The 16,050-nt window shown below is 64.7% G+C and carries 18 protein-coding genes; 9 read left to right on the plus strand and 9 right to left on the minus strand.

What is annotated here, in order from left to right; genetic code table 11:
• The first annotated feature begins 13 nt into the window (after positions 1–13).
• Together XH93_RS27105 and XH93_RS27110 are read left to right on the plus strand one after the other, a co-directional pair.
• Entirely contained in the window at positions 14–904 is an 891-nt protein-coding gene (locus tag XH93_RS27105; RefSeq protein ID WP_194469833.1) for a crotonase/enoyl-CoA hydratase family protein, read from the plus strand.
• Positions 901–1,578 carry an alpha/beta fold hydrolase gene (locus tag XH93_RS27110; RefSeq protein WP_194469834.1) on the plus strand — a complete coding sequence of 226 codons (678 nt, stop codon included), beginning with the start codon at positions 901–903 and terminating at the stop codon, positions 1,576–1,578. Before XH93_RS27105 ends, XH93_RS27110 begins: the two co-directional genes overlap by 4 nt.
• 61 nt (positions 1,579–1,639) lie before the next feature.
• On the opposite strand, the gene XH93_RS27115 is transcribed toward XH93_RS27110, so the two are convergent.
• The 3 genes from XH93_RS27115 to XH93_RS27125 all read right to left on the minus strand — a co-directional run bounded on the left by XH93_RS27115 (position 1,640) and on the right by XH93_RS27125 (position 4,104).
• On the minus strand, positions 1,640–2,611 hold the full coding sequence (locus XH93_RS27115; protein WP_194469835.1) for an NADPH:quinone oxidoreductase family protein: 972 nt from the start codon (positions 2,609–2,611) through the stop codon (positions 1,640–1,642).
• The gene (locus tag XH93_RS27120) at positions 2,611–3,222 is read right to left on the minus strand and encodes a 2-hydroxychromene-2-carboxylate isomerase (protein WP_194469836.1); all 612 of its coding nucleotides are present in this window, start codon (positions 3,220–3,222) and stop codon (positions 2,611–2,613) included. The genes XH93_RS27115 and XH93_RS27120 overlap by 1 nt, the downstream gene beginning before the upstream one ends.
• A gap of 162 nt (positions 3,223–3,384) precedes the next feature.
• Positions 3,385–4,104 (minus strand): glutathione binding-like protein, encoded by a 720-nt coding sequence (locus XH93_RS27125; RefSeq protein ID WP_194469837.1) that lies wholly within the window; start codon positions 4,102–4,104, stop codon positions 3,385–3,387.
• 100 nt (positions 4,105–4,204) lie between these two features.
• Here XH93_RS27125 and XH93_RS27130 point away from each other — a divergent pair, with 100 nt between their 5' ends.
• Complete coding sequence (locus XH93_RS27130; protein ID WP_194469838.1) at positions 4,205–5,227, plus strand: methionine synthase; 1,023 nt, start codon at positions 4,205–4,207, stop codon at positions 5,225–5,227.
• A 178-nt stretch (positions 5,228–5,405) separates the two neighbouring features.
• Here XH93_RS27130 and XH93_RS27135 read toward each other — a convergent pair whose 3' ends face one another.
• From XH93_RS27135 to XH93_RS27145, 3 genes are all read right to left on the minus strand, one after another.
• Positions 5,406–6,020: a hypothetical protein gene (locus tag XH93_RS27135; protein WP_194469839.1), complete on the minus strand. Its 615-nt coding sequence runs from the start codon at positions 6,018–6,020 to the stop codon at positions 5,406–5,408.
• Positions 6,021–6,188: 168 nt separating this feature from the next.
• On the minus strand, positions 6,189–6,716 hold the full coding sequence (gene gpt, locus XH93_RS27140; protein ID WP_194469840.1) for a xanthine phosphoribosyltransferase: 528 nt from the start codon (positions 6,714–6,716) through the stop codon (positions 6,189–6,191).
• A gap of 1 nt (position 6,717) precedes the next feature.
• Positions 6,718–7,473, minus strand: a complete 756-nt coding sequence (locus XH93_RS27145; RefSeq protein ID WP_139857700.1) for a molybdopterin-binding protein — start codon at positions 7,471–7,473, stop codon at positions 6,718–6,720.
• Between the two features lie 225 nt (positions 7,474–7,698).
• Here XH93_RS27145 and XH93_RS27150 point away from each other — a divergent pair, with 225 nt between their 5' ends.
• The 3 genes from XH93_RS27150 to XH93_RS27160 all read left to right on the plus strand — a co-directional run bounded on the left by XH93_RS27150 (position 7,699) and on the right by XH93_RS27160 (position 11,120).
• Positions 7,699–9,117, plus strand: coding sequence for a circularly permuted type 2 ATP-grasp protein (locus XH93_RS27150; protein ID WP_139857701.1), 1,419 nt, complete (start codon positions 7,699–7,701; stop codon positions 9,115–9,117).
• Between the two features lie 176 nt (positions 9,118–9,293).
• Entirely contained in the window at positions 9,294–10,238 is a 945-nt protein-coding gene (locus XH93_RS27155) for an alpha-E domain-containing protein (protein WP_194469841.1), read from the plus strand.
• A 39-nt stretch (positions 10,239–10,277) separates the two neighbouring features.
• Positions 10,278–11,120 carry a transglutaminase family protein gene (locus XH93_RS27160; RefSeq protein ID WP_194469842.1) on the plus strand — a complete coding sequence of 281 codons (843 nt, stop codon included), beginning with the start codon at positions 10,278–10,280 and terminating at the stop codon, positions 11,118–11,120.
• Positions 11,121–11,156: 36 nt separating this feature from the next.
• On the opposite strand, the gene XH93_RS27165 is transcribed toward XH93_RS27160, so the two are convergent.
• The 3 genes from XH93_RS27165 to pdhA are packed head-to-tail and all read right to left on the minus strand — an operon-like array spanning position 11,157 to position 14,347.
• Positions 11,157–12,257: a dihydrolipoamide acetyltransferase family protein gene (locus XH93_RS27165; protein ID WP_194469843.1), complete on the minus strand. Its 1,101-nt coding sequence runs from the start codon at positions 12,255–12,257 to the stop codon at positions 11,157–11,159.
• A gap of 19 nt (positions 12,258–12,276) precedes the next feature.
• On the minus strand, positions 12,277–13,257 hold the full coding sequence (locus XH93_RS27170) for an alpha-ketoacid dehydrogenase subunit beta (protein WP_194475349.1): 981 nt from the start codon (positions 13,255–13,257) through the stop codon (positions 12,277–12,279).
• Positions 13,250–14,347, minus strand: coding sequence for a pyruvate dehydrogenase (acetyl-transferring) E1 component subunit alpha (gene pdhA, locus XH93_RS27175; protein ID WP_194469844.1), 1,098 nt, complete (start codon positions 14,345–14,347; stop codon positions 13,250–13,252). Before pdhA ends, XH93_RS27170 begins: the two co-directional genes overlap by 8 nt.
• 134 nt (positions 14,348–14,481) lie before the next feature.
• On the opposite strand from pdhA, the gene XH93_RS27180 reads away from it, so the two are divergent.
• From XH93_RS27180 to XH93_RS27190, 3 genes are all read left to right on the plus strand, one after another.
• Entirely contained in the window at positions 14,482–14,700 is a 219-nt protein-coding gene (locus XH93_RS27180) for a hypothetical protein (RefSeq protein ID WP_194469845.1), read from the plus strand.
• A gap of 292 nt (positions 14,701–14,992) precedes the next feature.
• Positions 14,993–15,307 carry a GYD domain-containing protein gene (locus tag XH93_RS27185; protein ID WP_246799740.1) on the plus strand — a complete coding sequence of 105 codons (315 nt, stop codon included), beginning with the start codon at positions 14,993–14,995 and terminating at the stop codon, positions 15,305–15,307.
• A gap of 200 nt (positions 15,308–15,507) precedes the next feature.
• Positions 15,508–15,864 carry an Mth938-like domain-containing protein gene (locus XH93_RS27190; RefSeq protein WP_139484485.1) on the plus strand — a complete coding sequence of 119 codons (357 nt, stop codon included), beginning with the start codon at positions 15,508–15,510 and terminating at the stop codon, positions 15,862–15,864.
• Positions 15,865–16,050 lie beyond the last annotated feature (186 nt).

The following is a 16,050-nucleotide window of genomic DNA, read 5'->3' on the forward strand; positions in this document are numbered from 1 at the left end:
GGAAATCATCCCCATGGCGTATGAGACGATCAAGTACGAGGTCGCCGAGCAGATTCTCACCATCACGCTCAACCGGCCCGACAAGCTCAACGCCTTCAACGCAACGATGCAGCAGGAGCTGATCGACGCGTTCGACAAGGCCGACAAGGACGACGACGTCAGGGCGATCATCGTCACCGGCGCCGGCCGCAGCTTCTGCGCCGGCGCCGATCTCTCCTCCGGCGCCAACACCTTCGATCGCGACGCGCGGCGCGGCCCGGTCAAGCGCAATGCCGACGGCAGCGTCGACTACAGCGATCCGCAGGTGCGCGACGGCGGCGGCCAGGTGACGCTGCGCATCTTCAAGTGCCTGAAGCCTGTGATCGCCGCGGTGAACGGCCCGGCGGTCGGCATCGGCGTCACCATGCAGCTTGCGATGGATATCCGCATCGCGTCGGAGGCCGCGCGTTTCGGCTTCGTGTTCTCGCAGCGCGGCATCGTGCCGGAGGCCGCCTCGAGCTGGTTCCTGCCGCGCATCGTCGGCATCTCGCAGGCGCTGGAATGGTGCTACTCGGGCCGCGTGTTCCCGGCGCAGGAAGCGCTCGCCGGCCGGCTCGTCAGCAAGGTGGTGCCGCCCGATGATCTGCTGCCGACGGCGCGCGCGCTCGCAAAGGAGTTCGCGGCCAAGACCGCACCGGTATCGGTGGCGCTGATCCGCCAGATGATGTGGCGGATGATGGGCGCCGACGATCCGATGGAGGCGCACAAGGTCGACAGCCGCGGCATCTATGCCCGCGGCCGCTCCGACGACGTCAAGGAAGGCGTGGTGTCGTTCCTGGAGAAGCGCCCGGCGCAGTTCAAGAACAAGGTGTCCTCGGACATGCCCGACTATTTCCCGTGGTGGCCAGAGCGCGAGTATAAGTGAGCGAACGGCGACCCGCCGCGTCTGCATCCGACGGCGTCGTCCTGCTGCATGGCATCAGCAGGACGGCGCGCTCGTTTCGCCGCATGGAGCTGGCGCTGCAGGCCACCGGTTTTGCCACGCTCAATCTCGACTACGACAGCCGGCGCAAACCGCTCGATGCGCTGGCGGAGGACATTCATCCGGAGGTCGACCGGTTCGCGAACGGCCGCGGCGGCGCGGTGCATTTCGTCTGCCATTCCATGGGCGGTCTGCTCGCCCGCGTCTATCTTGCAAGACATCGCCCGCCGCGGCTCGGCCGCGTCGTGATGCTGGGCACGCCGAACGGCGGCAGCGAGATCGCCGACCGCCTGAAGGATTTTTCCGCCTATCGCGCCTTCTTCGGCCCGGCCGGCCAACAGCTCGGCACGCTGCGCGACGCTGCCACCGCCGCGCTGCTGCCGCGGCCCGACTATCCGCTCGGCATCATCGCCGGCAGCCGTTCGATTTATCCGATCACGTCGATCATGCTGCCGCGGCCACATGACGGACGGGTGTCGGTGGCGAACACCAAACTCGACGGCATGGCTGATCACATCGTGATCCGCAGTTCGCATCCCTGGCTGGTGCGCAACAAGGACGCGATCGCGCAGACGATCGCGTTCCTGCGAGAGGGAAAGTTTCGTAGGGCGGATTAGCGAAGCGTCATCCGCCAATTCGCTGCAATATGCGGCGGGTTACGCCTTCGGCTAACCCGCCCTACATCATCAACGCCACGCGCCCGATCGCCTTGCGTTCGATCAACAGCCGCATCGCCTTGGCAAAATCCTCCAGCGGCAGGCGGTGCGAGATGTTCGGCCGCACCTTGCCGGCTTCGGCCCATTCGCTGAGCGCCTTGATCCTGACCTCGCCGAGCGCGGGGTCTTTCCGCACCGCTTCGCCGGCGCGGACACCGAGCACGCTGGCGCCCTTGATCATCAGGAGGTTGGTCCGCGCCAGCCCGATGCCGCCGGTGAAGCCGATCACCAGGATTCGCGCGCCCCAGTTGATGCAGCGCATCGAGTTCTCGAACACCTCACCGCCGACCGGATCGAACACGACGTCGGCGCCGCGGCCGTCGGTGAGGCGCTTGACCGCGTCGCGGAACGGCTCGCGCGCGTAAAGCACGAGATGATCCGCACCGCGCGCCTTGGCGATCGCAAGCTTCTCCTCGCTCGAGGCCGCCGCGATCACGGTGGCGCCGAGCAGCTTGCCGATCTCGACGGCTGCGAGGCCGACACCGCCGCCGGCGCCGTGCACCAGCAGCACCTCGCCCGGCTTGATCTGGCCGCGGTCGATCAGTGCGTGATAGGCGGTGCCATGCGCGGCGAGGAAGGTCGACCCCTCCGCATAGTCGAAGGTCGAGGGCACCGGCACGAGCTGCGAAGGCGTCGCCACCGTCTCGTCGCAATAGGCGCCGAAGCGCATCTTGACGATCACCTTGTCACCGACCGCAACGCCCGCGGCTTCGTTGACCTCGACAACGTCGCCTGACGCTTCCGAGCCCGGCGTGAACGGCAGCGGCGGCTTGAGCTGGTACTCGCCCGCGGCCATCAGGATGTCGGGGAAATTGATCCCGGCGGCGCGGATCGCCACCCGCACCTCGCCCGGCTTCAGCGGCGCAGAGGCGAAGTTCTCAAGCTGCAAGCGCTCGGGCGGCCCCAGCTCGCGGCAAACAACGGCTTTCGGCATCAGGCGGCGCTCGCCTTGCTGCGCGCCAGCGCCTCGCGGATCAGCGGCAGGCGGTCGTTGCCGAAATACATGTCGGTCTTGCCGATGAAGATGGTCGGCGAGCCGAAGCCGCCGCGCGCCATCACCTCGTCGGTGTTGGCCTTGAGCTGATCCTTGATTGCCTGATCGCCGATGCCGGCAAAGAACTTTGCCGGGTCGATCCCGACCTTGGCACAGATCTCGGTCAGCACCGCGTCCTGCGAGATGTCCTTGTCGTCGCCCCAATAGGCCTCGAACACGGCGCGGGCGAACGGCACCATTTTCTCATTGCCGAGCCAGATGCAGCCGCGCATCGCCTTGACGCTGTTCACCGGAAACACCGTCGGCGGCATCTTGATCGCGAGCCCCGCCGAGCGGGCCCAGTCGCCGAGATCCTTCTTCATGTAACGCGCCTTCAGCGGCACCGGCGTCTCGCGCTGGGCATAGACCGACGGATTGACGGTGTTGAAGATGCCGCCGACCAGGATCGGCCGCCAGCTGATCGCCGTGCCAAATTCCTTCGCCAGCGGCTGGATGTTGTGCCAGGCGAGATAGGTCCAGGGGCTGGAGCAGTCGAAGAAGAATTCGATCATGGCGTTTCCTTTTATCGTGTTTGCAGTGCTGCATCTCCCGTCATCCCCGCGCAAAGGCTTCGCCTTTGTCGCTGGAGGTGCGAGCTCTTGCGAGCCTCGAAGGATCGACGGCCACCAGCCGGGCCGATTCATCCTTCGAGGCTCGCCGAAGAGGCTCGCACCTCAGGATGACGGTACTTCCGTTTTTCCACTCAACTCCTTCGCCCTCGCGCCGAACATGTTCTTGCGCGACTCCTCGTCGAACGGCTCCTTGACGAACTTGCCGATCGCAAGCCCGGCCTGCACCTGCGGGCGCGCGCGCACGGTGGCGTACCAGCGCTTGATGTTCGGGAAATCGTCGAGGGTAAAGCCCTGCGCCTTGTGGGTCATGGTCCAGGGGAAGCAGGCGATGTCGGCGATCGAATACTCGTCGCCGGCGATATAGGCGCCGGTCTTGCCGAGCTGGCGGTCGAGCACGCCGTAGAGCCGCGCCGTCTCGTCGCGGTAGCGCTCGATGGCGTAGGGAATCTTCTCCGCCGCGTATAGCGCGAAGTGGCCGTGCTGGCCGAGCATCGGCCCGAGCCCGCCCATCTGCCACATCACCCATTGGATGACGGTCGAACGCGCTCGCAATTCCCGCGACAGGAAGCGCCCGGTCTTGTCGGCGAGATAGATCAGGATCGCGCCGGTCTCGAACACCGAGAACGGCCCGCCGCCGTCGGCAGGCGCATGGTCGACGATCGCGGGAATCCGGTTGTTCGGGCTGATCGCCAGGAATTCAGGGCGAAACTGCTCGCCGGCGCGGATGTTCACCGGGATCACCGTATAGGGCAGCCCCAGTTCCTCCAGCATGATCGAGATTTTCCAGCCGTTCGGCGTCGGCGCGTAGTGCAGGTCGATCATCGGCGTGTTTATTCCCCGTCACAAAGACTTTTGTTGTTCTGTACGGCGAGCATAGGACATGGCAGACAGGCGCTCAATCCGAACCGTCCGGGAGGCTCCCATGCTGTTTCCAACCACGATCGCCGGATCCCTGCCCAAGCCGGAATGGCTGGCGGAGCCGAATGTGCTGTGGGCGCCCTGGAGGTCGGAGGGCGCCGAGCTCGTCCGCGCCAAGCGCGACGCCACCATGCTCGCGGTCAAGCTGCAGGAGGATGCCGGCGTCGACATCGTCACCGAGGGCGAGCAGGCGCGCCAGCATTTCGTGCACGGCTTCCTGGAAAAGATCGAGGGCATCGACTTCGCCCACAAGGTCGAGATGGGCATCCGCAAGGACCGCTACAAAGCCATGGTCCCGCAGGTGGTGGCGCCGCTGCAGCTCAAGGGCCGCGTCCATGAGGGCGAAGCTCGCGTCGCGCGCGCCCACACCACCAACAGGCTGAAGTTCACCCTGCCCGGCCCGATGACGATCATCGACACCATTGCCGACCAATATTACGGCGACCGCGTCAAGATGGCGTTCGCCTTCGCCGAGCTGTTGAACCAGGAGGCCAAGGCGCTGCAGGCCGACGGCGTCGACATGATCCAGTTCGACGAGCCCGCCTTCAATGTCTACATGGATCAAGTCCGCGACTGGGGCATCAAGGCGCTGGAGCGCGCCGCCGAGGGACTGACCTGCGCCACCGCGGTTCACATCTGCTACGGCTACGGCATCAAGGCCAACACCGACTGGAAACAGACGCTCGGCGGCGAGTGGCGGCAGTACGAAGAGACCTTTCCCGTCATCGACAAGAGCGCGATCCAGCAGGTCGCGATCGAGTGCCGTAATTCCAAGGTGCCGCTGGAATTGCTGGCGGCGCTGCCCGGCAAGATCGTGCAGGCCGGCGTGATCGACGTCGCCAGCGACGAGGTCGAGACCGCGGAGGACGTGGTCAAGGTGATCGAGGCGGTGGCAAAGTTCGTGCCGAAGAGCAACATCATCGCGACCACCAATTGCGGCATGGCGCCGATGCGGCGGGACATCGCGGAAGCAAAGCTGGTCGCGCTCGGTGCGGGCGCGAAGCTCGCCCGGCAGCGGCTGGCGTAGTCGCGGCCCCCTTCACCTCTCCCCGCTTGCGGGGAGAGGTCGAAATTCAAGCGACGCTTGAATTTCGGGTGAGGGGGAGTCTCCGCAAATCCATCTGTCAACGGAGCATGCGGGGCCAGCCCCTCACCCCGCCCCTCTCCCCGTAAAGAACGGGGAGAGGGAGCCTAAAGCGCAGAGCCTAAAGTGCAGCACTCGGATGCAGCACCGGCCGGTAGCCGGCCCGAAACGCGCGCACCGTCGAAGGCGGCGTCAACAGCATGGCGGCGTCCGTTAGGTCAGCCCGGCTGTAGCCGGCAAACGACCAACGCAGCGTGGCACCATCAACGACGAGGTAGCTCTCCCCGTCCGCCTGCACCATCGTGCCATCGGGCAGTTCATTGAGCGGCATCGGCAGCGGATGCAGCCGCTTGTTGCGGCGATCGAGCCGCTCGGCATGCAACACCGCGTCCATCGCCTTGACCTTGAGATCGCTGACGCCGTTGGCCGTCTCCCAGGCGGCACGAAACCGTTTTGCATCGTCGCGGCGGCAGTAGAAGCAGGGCCGGTGCCCCGCCGCAAACGCAGTGGCCTCGTCGAGAAAGAACAGCTCGGTCCAGCTTTGCCGGGTCATCACCTCGCGTCGCCGTCCCCTGAACTCGCAGACACAGGTCAGCCACGCCGGCGTCGACCAACGCTTGTTCAGCAGCGTCCGCGTCGCGGGATCATGGATGATGCCGCGATTGCCGGTGAAGGTGCCGCGATGCTCGGTGGAGACGATCTCGCCGGTCGGGGTGACGCGGTTTTGCAGGGGCATGTTTGACTTCCCCCTCGCCCCGCTCTTGCGGGGAGAGGGTCGGGGTGAGGGGCCGCTTCCGCAAAGATAGTGGGAGATGGGCCCGTGGCGAGCCCCCCTCACCCGGATCGCATTCCGCTTCGCTACATGCAATCCGACCTCTCCCCGCAAGCGGGGCGAGGTGACTCTCTAGGCCGCGCCGTCGCGGATCGGCGGCTGGAACGACAGCGCGGTGTCCCACGGGAAGTAGATCCAGGTGTCCTGCGACACCTCGGTGATGTAGGTGTCGACCAGCGGGCGTCCCTTCGGCTTGGCATAGACGGTGGCGAAATGCGCGTCGGGCAGCAGCTCGCGGACCAGTTTGCCGGTCTTGCCGGTGTCGACGAGGTCGTCGACGATCAGAAGACCCTTGCCGGTGCCGCCGCCGAGTTTTGCTGTTTGCTCCGAAATGCCCTTGAGCACCTTCAGGTCACCCTGCTTGTCGTGGTCGTAGCTGGCGATGCAGACCGTGTCGATCACGCGCAAGCCGAGCTCGCGCGCCACGATCGCGGCTGGCACCAGCCCACCGCGGGTGATCGCGATCACCGCGTGGAACGGCCCGACCTCATTGAGCCGCCAGGTCAGCGCCCGGCAATCGCGGTGGAATTGATCCCATGAGACCGGAAACGGCCGGCCGGCGCGCTCCTGTGCGATCTGATCGGAAGGCTTATCGACCATATCAACCCACCGCCGGTTTGTTCTGCGCGGCATGCAGCTGCTTCAGCATCTCCTTCACCTCCGCCATCGCAGCGGCCAGCTTGTCCGGATCGCGCGAGCGCACCACCAGATTGGTGTTCGGCTTCTGGTTCTCGTCCTGGAACGGATAGCTGCCGATGATGGTGTCAGGATGCGCCAGCGCGATCGCCCGCAGCGGACCGCCGATATCGCCCTCGCGCGCATCCGCCCGCACCGAATCCGACAGCATCCGCACCCCGGATTTCAGGGTCGGCGCCACGATGTCCATCATCGCCTGCATGATGCTGGGGATGCCGGCCATCACGATGACATTGCCGAGCTTGAACCCGGGCGCCAGAATGGTCGCGCTCTGGATCAGCTCGGCGCCGTCGGGCACACGCGCCATGCGCAGCCGGGCCTCGTTGAGGTCCTGTCCGCTCCAGCGCTCCCTGAACCGCGCCACCACCTCGGGGTGATGGTGGATGTCGACCCCGAACGCCTTCGCCACGCTGTCGGCCGTGATGTCGTCATGGGTCGGCCCGATGCCGCCGGTGGTGAAGACGTAGGTGTATCTATGCCGCAGCGCATCAAGGGCGGCGACGATGTCGGCCTCCTCGTCGGCGACGACGCGGACTTCCTTCAGGTCGATCCCGATGTTGGTCAGGTATTCGGCGATGAAGCCGATATTCTTGTCCTTGGTCCGGCCGGACAGGATCTCGTCGCCGATCACCAGAAGCCCTGCCGTGACGATCTCGCTCATGGTCTCATTTCCTTAACTTGCCCCCTGACTTTGCCGATCCAACGGCTTGATGTCACGGGATTTTGCCGCCGAATTAAGCAGAGCTCAGCCGGTTTTTCGGGCAGCTCGCCGAGCTATCCCCCGGCAGATGCCACAGGCCAATGCATATCGCGCTGGCCCGCCCCTTGCTACCCACACCTCAACTCATGCACTGTGTCACGTGGCTTGGGAGGGCAGTCGAGACTTATGGCAGCTGCGTTCGATGAGATGAACGGCCTCGGCGAGGATCTGCGCCCGGCCTACCAGGAGCTGTCCCGCTGGCTCAAGGAGACGCCGCCGGATGCGCTGGAATATCGCCGCCAGGAGGCCGAACTGCTGTTCCGCCGGATCGGCATCACCTTCGCGGTCTATGGCGACGCCGAAGCCCAGGAGCGGCTGATCCCGTTCGACGTGATCCCGCGGATCATGTCGGCCAGCGAATGGACGCTGCTGGAAACCGGCCTGAAGCAGCGCGTGCTCGCGCTCAACCTGTTCCTCAAGGACATCTATCACGGCCGCGACATCTTGCGCGCCGACATCATCCCCGAGGACCTGATCTTCCAGAATCCGGTGTTCCGGCCGGAGATGAACGGCCAGGACGTGCCGCACGACATCTACGTCCACATCGCCGGCATCGACATCATCCGCACCGACGCCGAAAACTTCATCGTGCTGGAGGACAATGCGCGCACGCCGTCCGGCGTGTCCTACATGCTGGAAAACCGCGAGATCATGATGCGGCTGTTTCCGGACCTGTTCGCCCGCCACCGCGTCGCCCCGGTGGAGCGCTATCCGGACGAACTGCTCTCGGCGCTGCGCTCGGTGGCGCCGCACAGCGCCTCGGCCGAGCCGACCGTCGCGCTGATGACGCCGGGCGTCTACAACTCGGCCTATTACGAGCACTCGTTCCTCGCCGACAAGCTCGGCATCGAGCTGGTCGAGGGCCGCGACCTCATCGTCAAGAACGACGAGGTGTTCATGCGCACCACCGAGGGGCTGAAGCGGGTCGACGTGATCTACCGCCGCGTCGACGACGACTTCCTCGATCCCCTCACCTTCCGGCCGGATTCCGCGCTCGGCGTGCCCGGTCTGATGTCGGCCTATGCCGCCGGCAACATCACGCTCGCCAACGCGGTCGGCACCGGGATCGCCGACGACAAGGCGATCTACTCCTACATGCCCGACATCGTGAAATTCTATCTCAGCGAGGAGCCGATCCTGAAGAACGTGCAGACCTGGCGCTGCCGCGAGGCGCAGGATCTGTCCTATGTGCTCGACAATCTCGCCGACCTCGTCGTCAAGGAGGTGCACGGCTCCGGCGGCTACGGCATGCTGATCGGCCCCGCCGCCACCAAGGCGACCATCGAGGCGTTCCGCGACAAGCTCAAGCGCGAGCCGGAGGGCTTCATCGCGCAGCCGACGCTGGCGCTGTCGACCTGCCCGACCTGCACCGACAAGGGGCTGGCGCCGCGCCATGTCGACCTCCGCCCGTTCGTGCTGACCGGCTCGAGCCACACCACCATCGTGCCCGGCGGTCTCACCCGGGTGGCGCTGAAGGAAGGCTCGCTCGTGGTCAATTCGAGCCAGGGCGGCGGCACCAAGGACACCTGGATATTGAGTGAGTGATTTGAAGCAGAGCTTGGCACGGAAGTACCCCTTCCCCCTGCAAGGGGGAAGGTCGGGATGGGGGTCGGCCGCATACGCCGAATGGAGAGAAGACCCCCACCCGGCGCTGCGCGCCGACCTCCCCCTTTCAGGGGGAGGTGAACTCGAAATGCGTCACGCTTTGTGAGGATTGCCGGATGCTGTCGCGCACCGCCGAAAATCTGTACTGGCTGGCCCGCTATGTCGAGCGCGCCGAATACCTTGCACGCACCATCGACGCGACCTTGCGCGTCACCGCGCTGCCGGCGGCCTATATCGGCAAGACCAATGAATGGGATTCCGCGCTGCTCACCGCCGGGGTCGGTGCGAATTTCTACAACCACTACAAGGAAGCCAACGCGGAGAACGTCGTCGAATACCTGTCGTTCTCGCCGGAAAACCCTTCCTCGATCCGCAACTGCATCGAGGCCGCGCGGCTGAACTCGCGCTCGGTGCGCACCGCGCTGACGTCGGAAATGTGGGACACCATCAACTCGGCCTGGATCGAGCTGCAGGCGGTCTGGAACAAGGCTCCCGCCAACCGCGAGGAGCTGGCCAAATTTCTCCGCTTCGTGCAGGAGACCTCGCTCCGCTTCGACGGCTCGGCCTACCGGACCATGCTGCGCAACGACGCCTATTGGTTCTCGCGGCTCGGGGTGCATCTCGAGCGCGCCGACAACACCGCGCGCATTCTCGACGTGAAGTACCACGTGCTGCTGCCCGAGGAGGAGCATGTCGGCGGCCCGCTGGACTACTACCAGTGGACCTCGATTCTGCGCTCGGTCTCGGCAACCACGGCCTATCACTGGGTCTACCGGGAAACCTTAAAACCCTGGCTGATCGCCGACCTGCTGATCCTCAACGACACACTGCCGCGGTCGCTCGCCAGCTGCTACAGCAACCTGGTGCGCAATCTCGACCAGATCGGGGTCGCCTATGGCCGCCAGGGCGCTGCCCAGCGCCACGCCCGCGGCATCCGGAACCGGCTTGAACACAGCCATATGGACGATATCTTCCAGCACGGCGTGCACGAGTTCATCCAGGAATTCCTTGCGGATAACTCGCGGCTGGGCGAAATCATCGCCAAGCAGTATCTGATGTAGCGGCTACGTCGCCGCTGCCTTCAATTCGGACCTGGTGCCATGCGCCTGCGGATAGCCCATACCACCACCTATCGCTACGAGCCGGCGGCCTCGAACGTGATCCAGATCCTGCGGATGACGCCGGGCAGCCATGACGGGCAGTATGTCGCGGACTGGCAGATCGACGTCTCGACCGATTCCCGGCTCGACAGCCATGAGGACGCGTTCGGCAACCTCACCCATGTGCTGACGCATGGACCGATCACCGACCTCACCATCCACTGCGAGGGCCTGATCGAGACCCACGACACCGGCGGCGTGCTGCGCGGCAGCGACGAGCGGTTTCCGCCGAGCCTGTTCCTGCGCCCGACGCCGCTCACCGACCTCAATCCGGCGATGACCGGCTTCGTGCGCGAGCTGCGCGCGGAAGCCGACGGCGACGTGCTCGGCTTTCTGCACGCGCTGATGGTGCAGATCTACGAGCATATGACCTTCGACGAGGATCCGACCACCAGCGCGACCTCGGCCTCCGAGGCGTTCGCGCTGAAGCGCGGCGTCTGCCAGGACTACGCCCACATCCTGATCGCCTGCGCGCGCGCCGGCGGGGTGCCGGCACGGTTCGTCTCCGGCCACTTCCTGCGCTCCGACGGCATGGTCAACCAGCAGGCCGGCCACGCCTGGGCCGAGGCTTACGTCCCCGACCTCGGCTGGGTCGGCTTCGATGCCGCCAACGGCATCTGCACCACCGACGCCCACGCCCGCGTCGCGATCGGCCTCGACTATCTCGGCGCCGCGCCAGTGCGCGGCACCCGCTACGGCGGCGGCAACGAAACGCTGACGGTGGCCGTGAAGGTGGATCAGGCCGGGCGTCCCGGCCAGTGGCAGAGCCAGACACAGTCGTAAGCCGCCTCCGCGATGCGCGGCGCAGAACTGGGTGGCTCACGAGGTCAGTTCGAGGTCGGACTTGAGGACGACCAGGAAGCGGGCAGCTTCGCCGCCCGTCACCACCCGATGGTCGAAGGTGAGCGACAACGGCAGCACGCGTCTGACTGCAGGCTGCCCCCGGTGTGCGATCACCCGCTTCGAAATCCGGCCGGCGCCTATGATTGCCGCCTGCGGCGGCACGATGACCAGATTGGCGAACCGGCCACCGATCATTCCGAAGTTCGACAGCGTGATCGTCGCACCGCGCAGCTCTTCCGGGGGTATCGAGCGCGCGATTGCGTCAGCCCGCAGGCGGTCGAGTCCCGCCCGCAAGTCCGTTACGCTCCGCTCCGCGACGTTGCGCAGCACCGGAACGATAAGGCCGCCTCCGGTGTCGACGGCGATACCGAGATCGATGCGTTCGATCAGACGCCGCTCTGCAGTGCCGGAATGATACCAGGAATTGAGCGCAGGCTCAGCCTTGCAGGCGGCGGCGATGGCGCGCACCAGCCTGATCGTCACATCCTCGCCCTGCCGCCAATCCTCGATATCGGCTTCATCAGTGACTGTGGCAGGGACGATTTCGGCATGGGCAGCCGCCATGCGCTGGGCCATCGCGCGCCGCAACCCGCGCAGGGGCTCAGCCGGCCCGCTGTGAGGCATCCGCTTCGCAGCCCGCTCGACATCGGCCCGGGTGATGGTGCCGCCCGGCCCCGTCGCTTCGACGAGATCAAGCGCGACGTTGAGCTTGCGTGCGAGTGCGCGCACCGCCGGAAATGCTTGAGCGTCCGGCCGCGCAGGCGACTCAGAACGGGTAGCGGCCGCCGGCTGCTCCTCGCCTGTAGCGAGCTCGCCGACAATCGTGCCGGTGTCCTGCTCGGCACCCTCGGCAAACTCCACGAGCGGCGCGCCGACCTTCACGATGTCGCCCTTGGCGCCGAACAGGTGCGCGATGCGTCCGCTCGACGGCGACGGTATCTCGACCACCGCCTTGTCGGTCTCGACAGAAACGAGCGGCTGGTCGGTGACGACGTGGTCGCCTTCGTTGACGTACCAGGTGACGATTTCCGCTTCTTCAAGACCCTCGCCAAGATCCGGCAACATGAACTGGCGCATGGGACAGGTCCGTTGGAGTTCAGTTGTACTGGCATGCCTTCCGGGCTGCGGTCACGATGCGTTCGACCGAAGGCATGTAGTGTTGCTCAAGACGCGCCATCGGCACGATCGTGTCGTAGCCGGTGACGCGGATCACGGGTGCAAGCAGGGAGGACAGGCCGCGCTCGGCGACCAGGGCTGCGATCTCCGCGCCAAATCCGCCGGTATGCGCCGCCTCATGCACGATGACGCAGCGTCCGGTCTTTGCGACCGAACCAAGCACGGTATTTTCGTCATAGGGCTTGAGGGTGGCGAGATCGATGACCTCGGCAGCAATGCGCTCGGCAGAAAGTGCTTCGGCGGCGGCCATCGTTTCCTTCACCATCGCGCCCCAGCTGATCAGCGTGACGTCGCGACCTTCCCGCAGGACAAAGGCGATATCCAGCGGCAAGGCTTCGCCATTATCCTCGACCTCGCCTTTCGCCGCGCGGTAGAGCCGCGTCGGCTCCAGAAACACCACGGGATCGGGATCGCGGATCGCGGCGAGCAGAAGTCCATAGGCGCGCTCCGGCGACGAAGGCATGACCACACGCAAGCCGGGTATGTGGGCCAGCATCGCCTCGGTGCTTTCGGAATGATGCTCGGGTGCACGGATTCCCGCGCCATGCGGCGTGCGCAGAACCATCGGACAGGTGAGCCGTCCCTGGGTCCGGTTGCGCATTCGGGATGCATGGTTCACTAGTTGATCGAGGCAGGGGTAGAGAAATCCCATGAACTGGATTTCGCCGACGGGTTTCAGCCCCTGCGCCGCCATGCCGACGCAGAGCCCGCTGATCAGGGCTTCGGCAAGCGGCGTATCGAGAACGCGCTCCGAACCGAAGCGCTCTTGCAAGCCCACGGTGGCGCGGAACACGCCGCCATTGAGGCCGACATCTTCGCCAAGCACGACCACATCGGGATCATCCTCCATCGCGCGGCCGAGCGCCAGATTGATGGCTTCGACCAACGTGACCTCAGGCATCGTCCTCTCCCGCGAGTTCGTGCCGCTGCGCGACATACGTCTCGGGCAGATCGGCATAAAGGTTGTCGAACATGGTTTCGGGTCGGCGCGGCGGCGTTGACAGATAGCGCTCGACCGCCGCCTCGATGCGCTCATGGCACTCGGCGGCAAGCCGCTCCTCGTCCGCCTTGGTCCACATCTTCTGGCCCACGAGATATGACCGGAAGCGCGCAAGCGGCTCTTCCTTCCAATGCGCCTGGACTTCTTCAGGCGAGCGATAGCGCAATGCATCATCGGAGGTCGTGTGATCGCCGAGCCGGTACGTGACCGCTTCGATGAAGCGAGGGCCTGTGCCGTTGCGAGCAGCGGCAATGGCTTCCTCGGCGGCGGTGCGCATCGCCACCACGTCATTCCCGTCCACCTGCTCGCCGCTGAAGCCTGCGGCGATGGCCTTCTGCGCCAGCGTTTCAGAACCGGTCTGAAGCCGCAACGGTACCGATATGGCCCATTGATTGTTGGTGGCGACGAACACAACCGGCAATTTGTGTGCGCCGGCAAAATTCATTGCCTCGTAAACATCGCCTTTCGAGGTGGCGCCGTCGCCGAACAGACATACGGCGACACGCGGCTCCTTGCGCAGTTTCAAGGCATAGGCGACGCCCGCGGCATGCGGCGCCTGCGATCCGACGGGAACGCAAAACGGGAAATCGTGGACCGGACCGGAGAATTGATTGCCCCGTTCGTCGCCGCCCCAGAACAGCAATATCTCCTCCAGCCTGACACCACGCCAGAGCAACGCGCCATTGTCGCGATAGGAGGGTAGCAGGACGTCCTCTTCCCGCATCGCACTCGCTACTCCGACCGATACCGCCTCCTGGCCGAGCGAAACGGCATAGGTTCCCAGCCGACCGGTGCGCTGCAATGCAACAGCCTTTCGATCAAACAGGCGCAGCAGCGCCATGGACCGGTAAAGCTCGACGAGCAGCTTGGCATCAGCGGCGAAGGCGGGCAGCGGCCGGACCGCCGAACCGTCCGGCGCGAGGTAATTGCGACGGCGCACCTCAAAGCGCGCAATCACGGGGAGCTCTTCGTTTGCCCTTTTGCTGGCCACGCTCTCACTCCTGGAGCGATCCCGCCTCCCATGTCGATCATTTGGTGTTCGTGCCGGGACGACGCAATACCAGGTTGACGGAGATCGACTGATACGATCGTGGAAACCGCACCGCGATAGCGGTATATGAGAGCATGGCAAATGGTCAGGTTGTCCTGGTAACAACTGCGCCGTTGGACGGCGGCCCGCCGGTTCGCTCGGTCTTCTTCGTGGCTGAAGGGGATCCGGCCAAGGCCGCGGCGATTATTGCGGACATGATGGCCCCGAATGAAAGCGTCGAAGCGTGGGGGCCGCTTCCGGAAGCCGCCGTCAAGGCGCTCGGATTGAAGCCCGGCGACTACACCCACACCTGACCGGCACCAGATGGCCGTCGATGTAGCGTCGAACGCTTGCTGCGGCGCCTAGAGTCGACACCGCGCCTCCGATGACGATGCGGAGTCCTCTTTTTCGGGCACACGATATGGCGTAGTCTGTGACGAGCTGCCGTGAAGACGGGACGGGCCGAGGTCGCCGTTTGATGGAACGGGCAGCGATCATGCCGTCGGCAGGCATCGCATTCTGAAAGCAGCGCCGACCTTTGTGGCGCGACCTCAACTTCCACATGGAGCAGGTTGGCCTGCCGCGCGTATGCGGCAAGCAAGGGATGTGCAACCCTTGGAGGACGACATGGCGACATTCGTATTGACGATCAACTGGACCGACCAGGGAATTCGGGCTGTCAAGGATGCTCCCAAGCGCAGCGCGGCGGCGAAAGAGCTCGCCAAGAAATTCGGGGTCGAGCTCAAGGAGGTTTATCTTACCTCCGGCGCGCATGACATCCTTGTCATCGCCGAAGCGCCTCTCGGCGACCACGTCACAAAATTCGCGCTTGCAATCGGTTCTCAGGGAAACGTGCGTACCAGCACCTCACGTGCCTGGCCCGAGGCGGAATGGACCAAGCTGATATCCGAGCTTCCGTAGCGGCTTCGGATTTCACGACGAGCCTCTGCGCGGCGTGATCGATTGCGGCCGTCGCGATTTCAACACCCGTGCGCGGGTAGCACAATCCTTCATCGAAAGGAGGCATATCTGCGCTGTTTTGGGCCATGATGCTTCGATACCAGGTTCGTCTGCCGCGGAAGAAACCGGGCTTCGTGCCGCGAACATGAGGAGGTCATGCCATGGAAATCGAAGGCACCACATTCGGCAGTATCACGATTGACGGAAAGACCTATGAACACGACGTGATCATTCGCCTGTCCGGCGAAGTGACGAAACGGAAGAAAAAGCTGTCGAAGAAATACTACGGTACCTCGCATATCGTCTCGAAGGACGAAGCGAAGTTCGTCTTCGAGGACGGATGCAAGCAGCTGATTTTGGGCACGGGCCAATTCGGAAATGTGCATCTATCGCAGGAAGCCGAAGCCTATCTTGCGAAGAGGAGTTGCACGGTCCTATTGCAGCCGACTCCCGAGGCGATTCAAACGTTCAACGGCTCGCGTGCGAGGAAGATCGGTCTTTTTCACGTAACTTGTTGAATCGGTGTTCATGTGGGGTGGGCGCTCGATGAGCCCATGTTCATCAACACGATAAACGTTCTCGCGCCCAGACGTTCGGGGTATCCAGTCGGACTGCCTCAAGACTGTCTGGGAGCGCAGTTTTCAACGGCCGCCTCCTCATGCTGGCGGCCAGCCTACCGAGTCAAGTTTGAACGCCAATCTTCG

The organism is Bradyrhizobium sp. CCBAU 51753 (assembly GCF_015291565.1).
Classification (GTDB): Bacteria; Pseudomonadota; Alphaproteobacteria; order Rhizobiales; family Xanthobacteraceae; genus Bradyrhizobium; species Bradyrhizobium ivorense.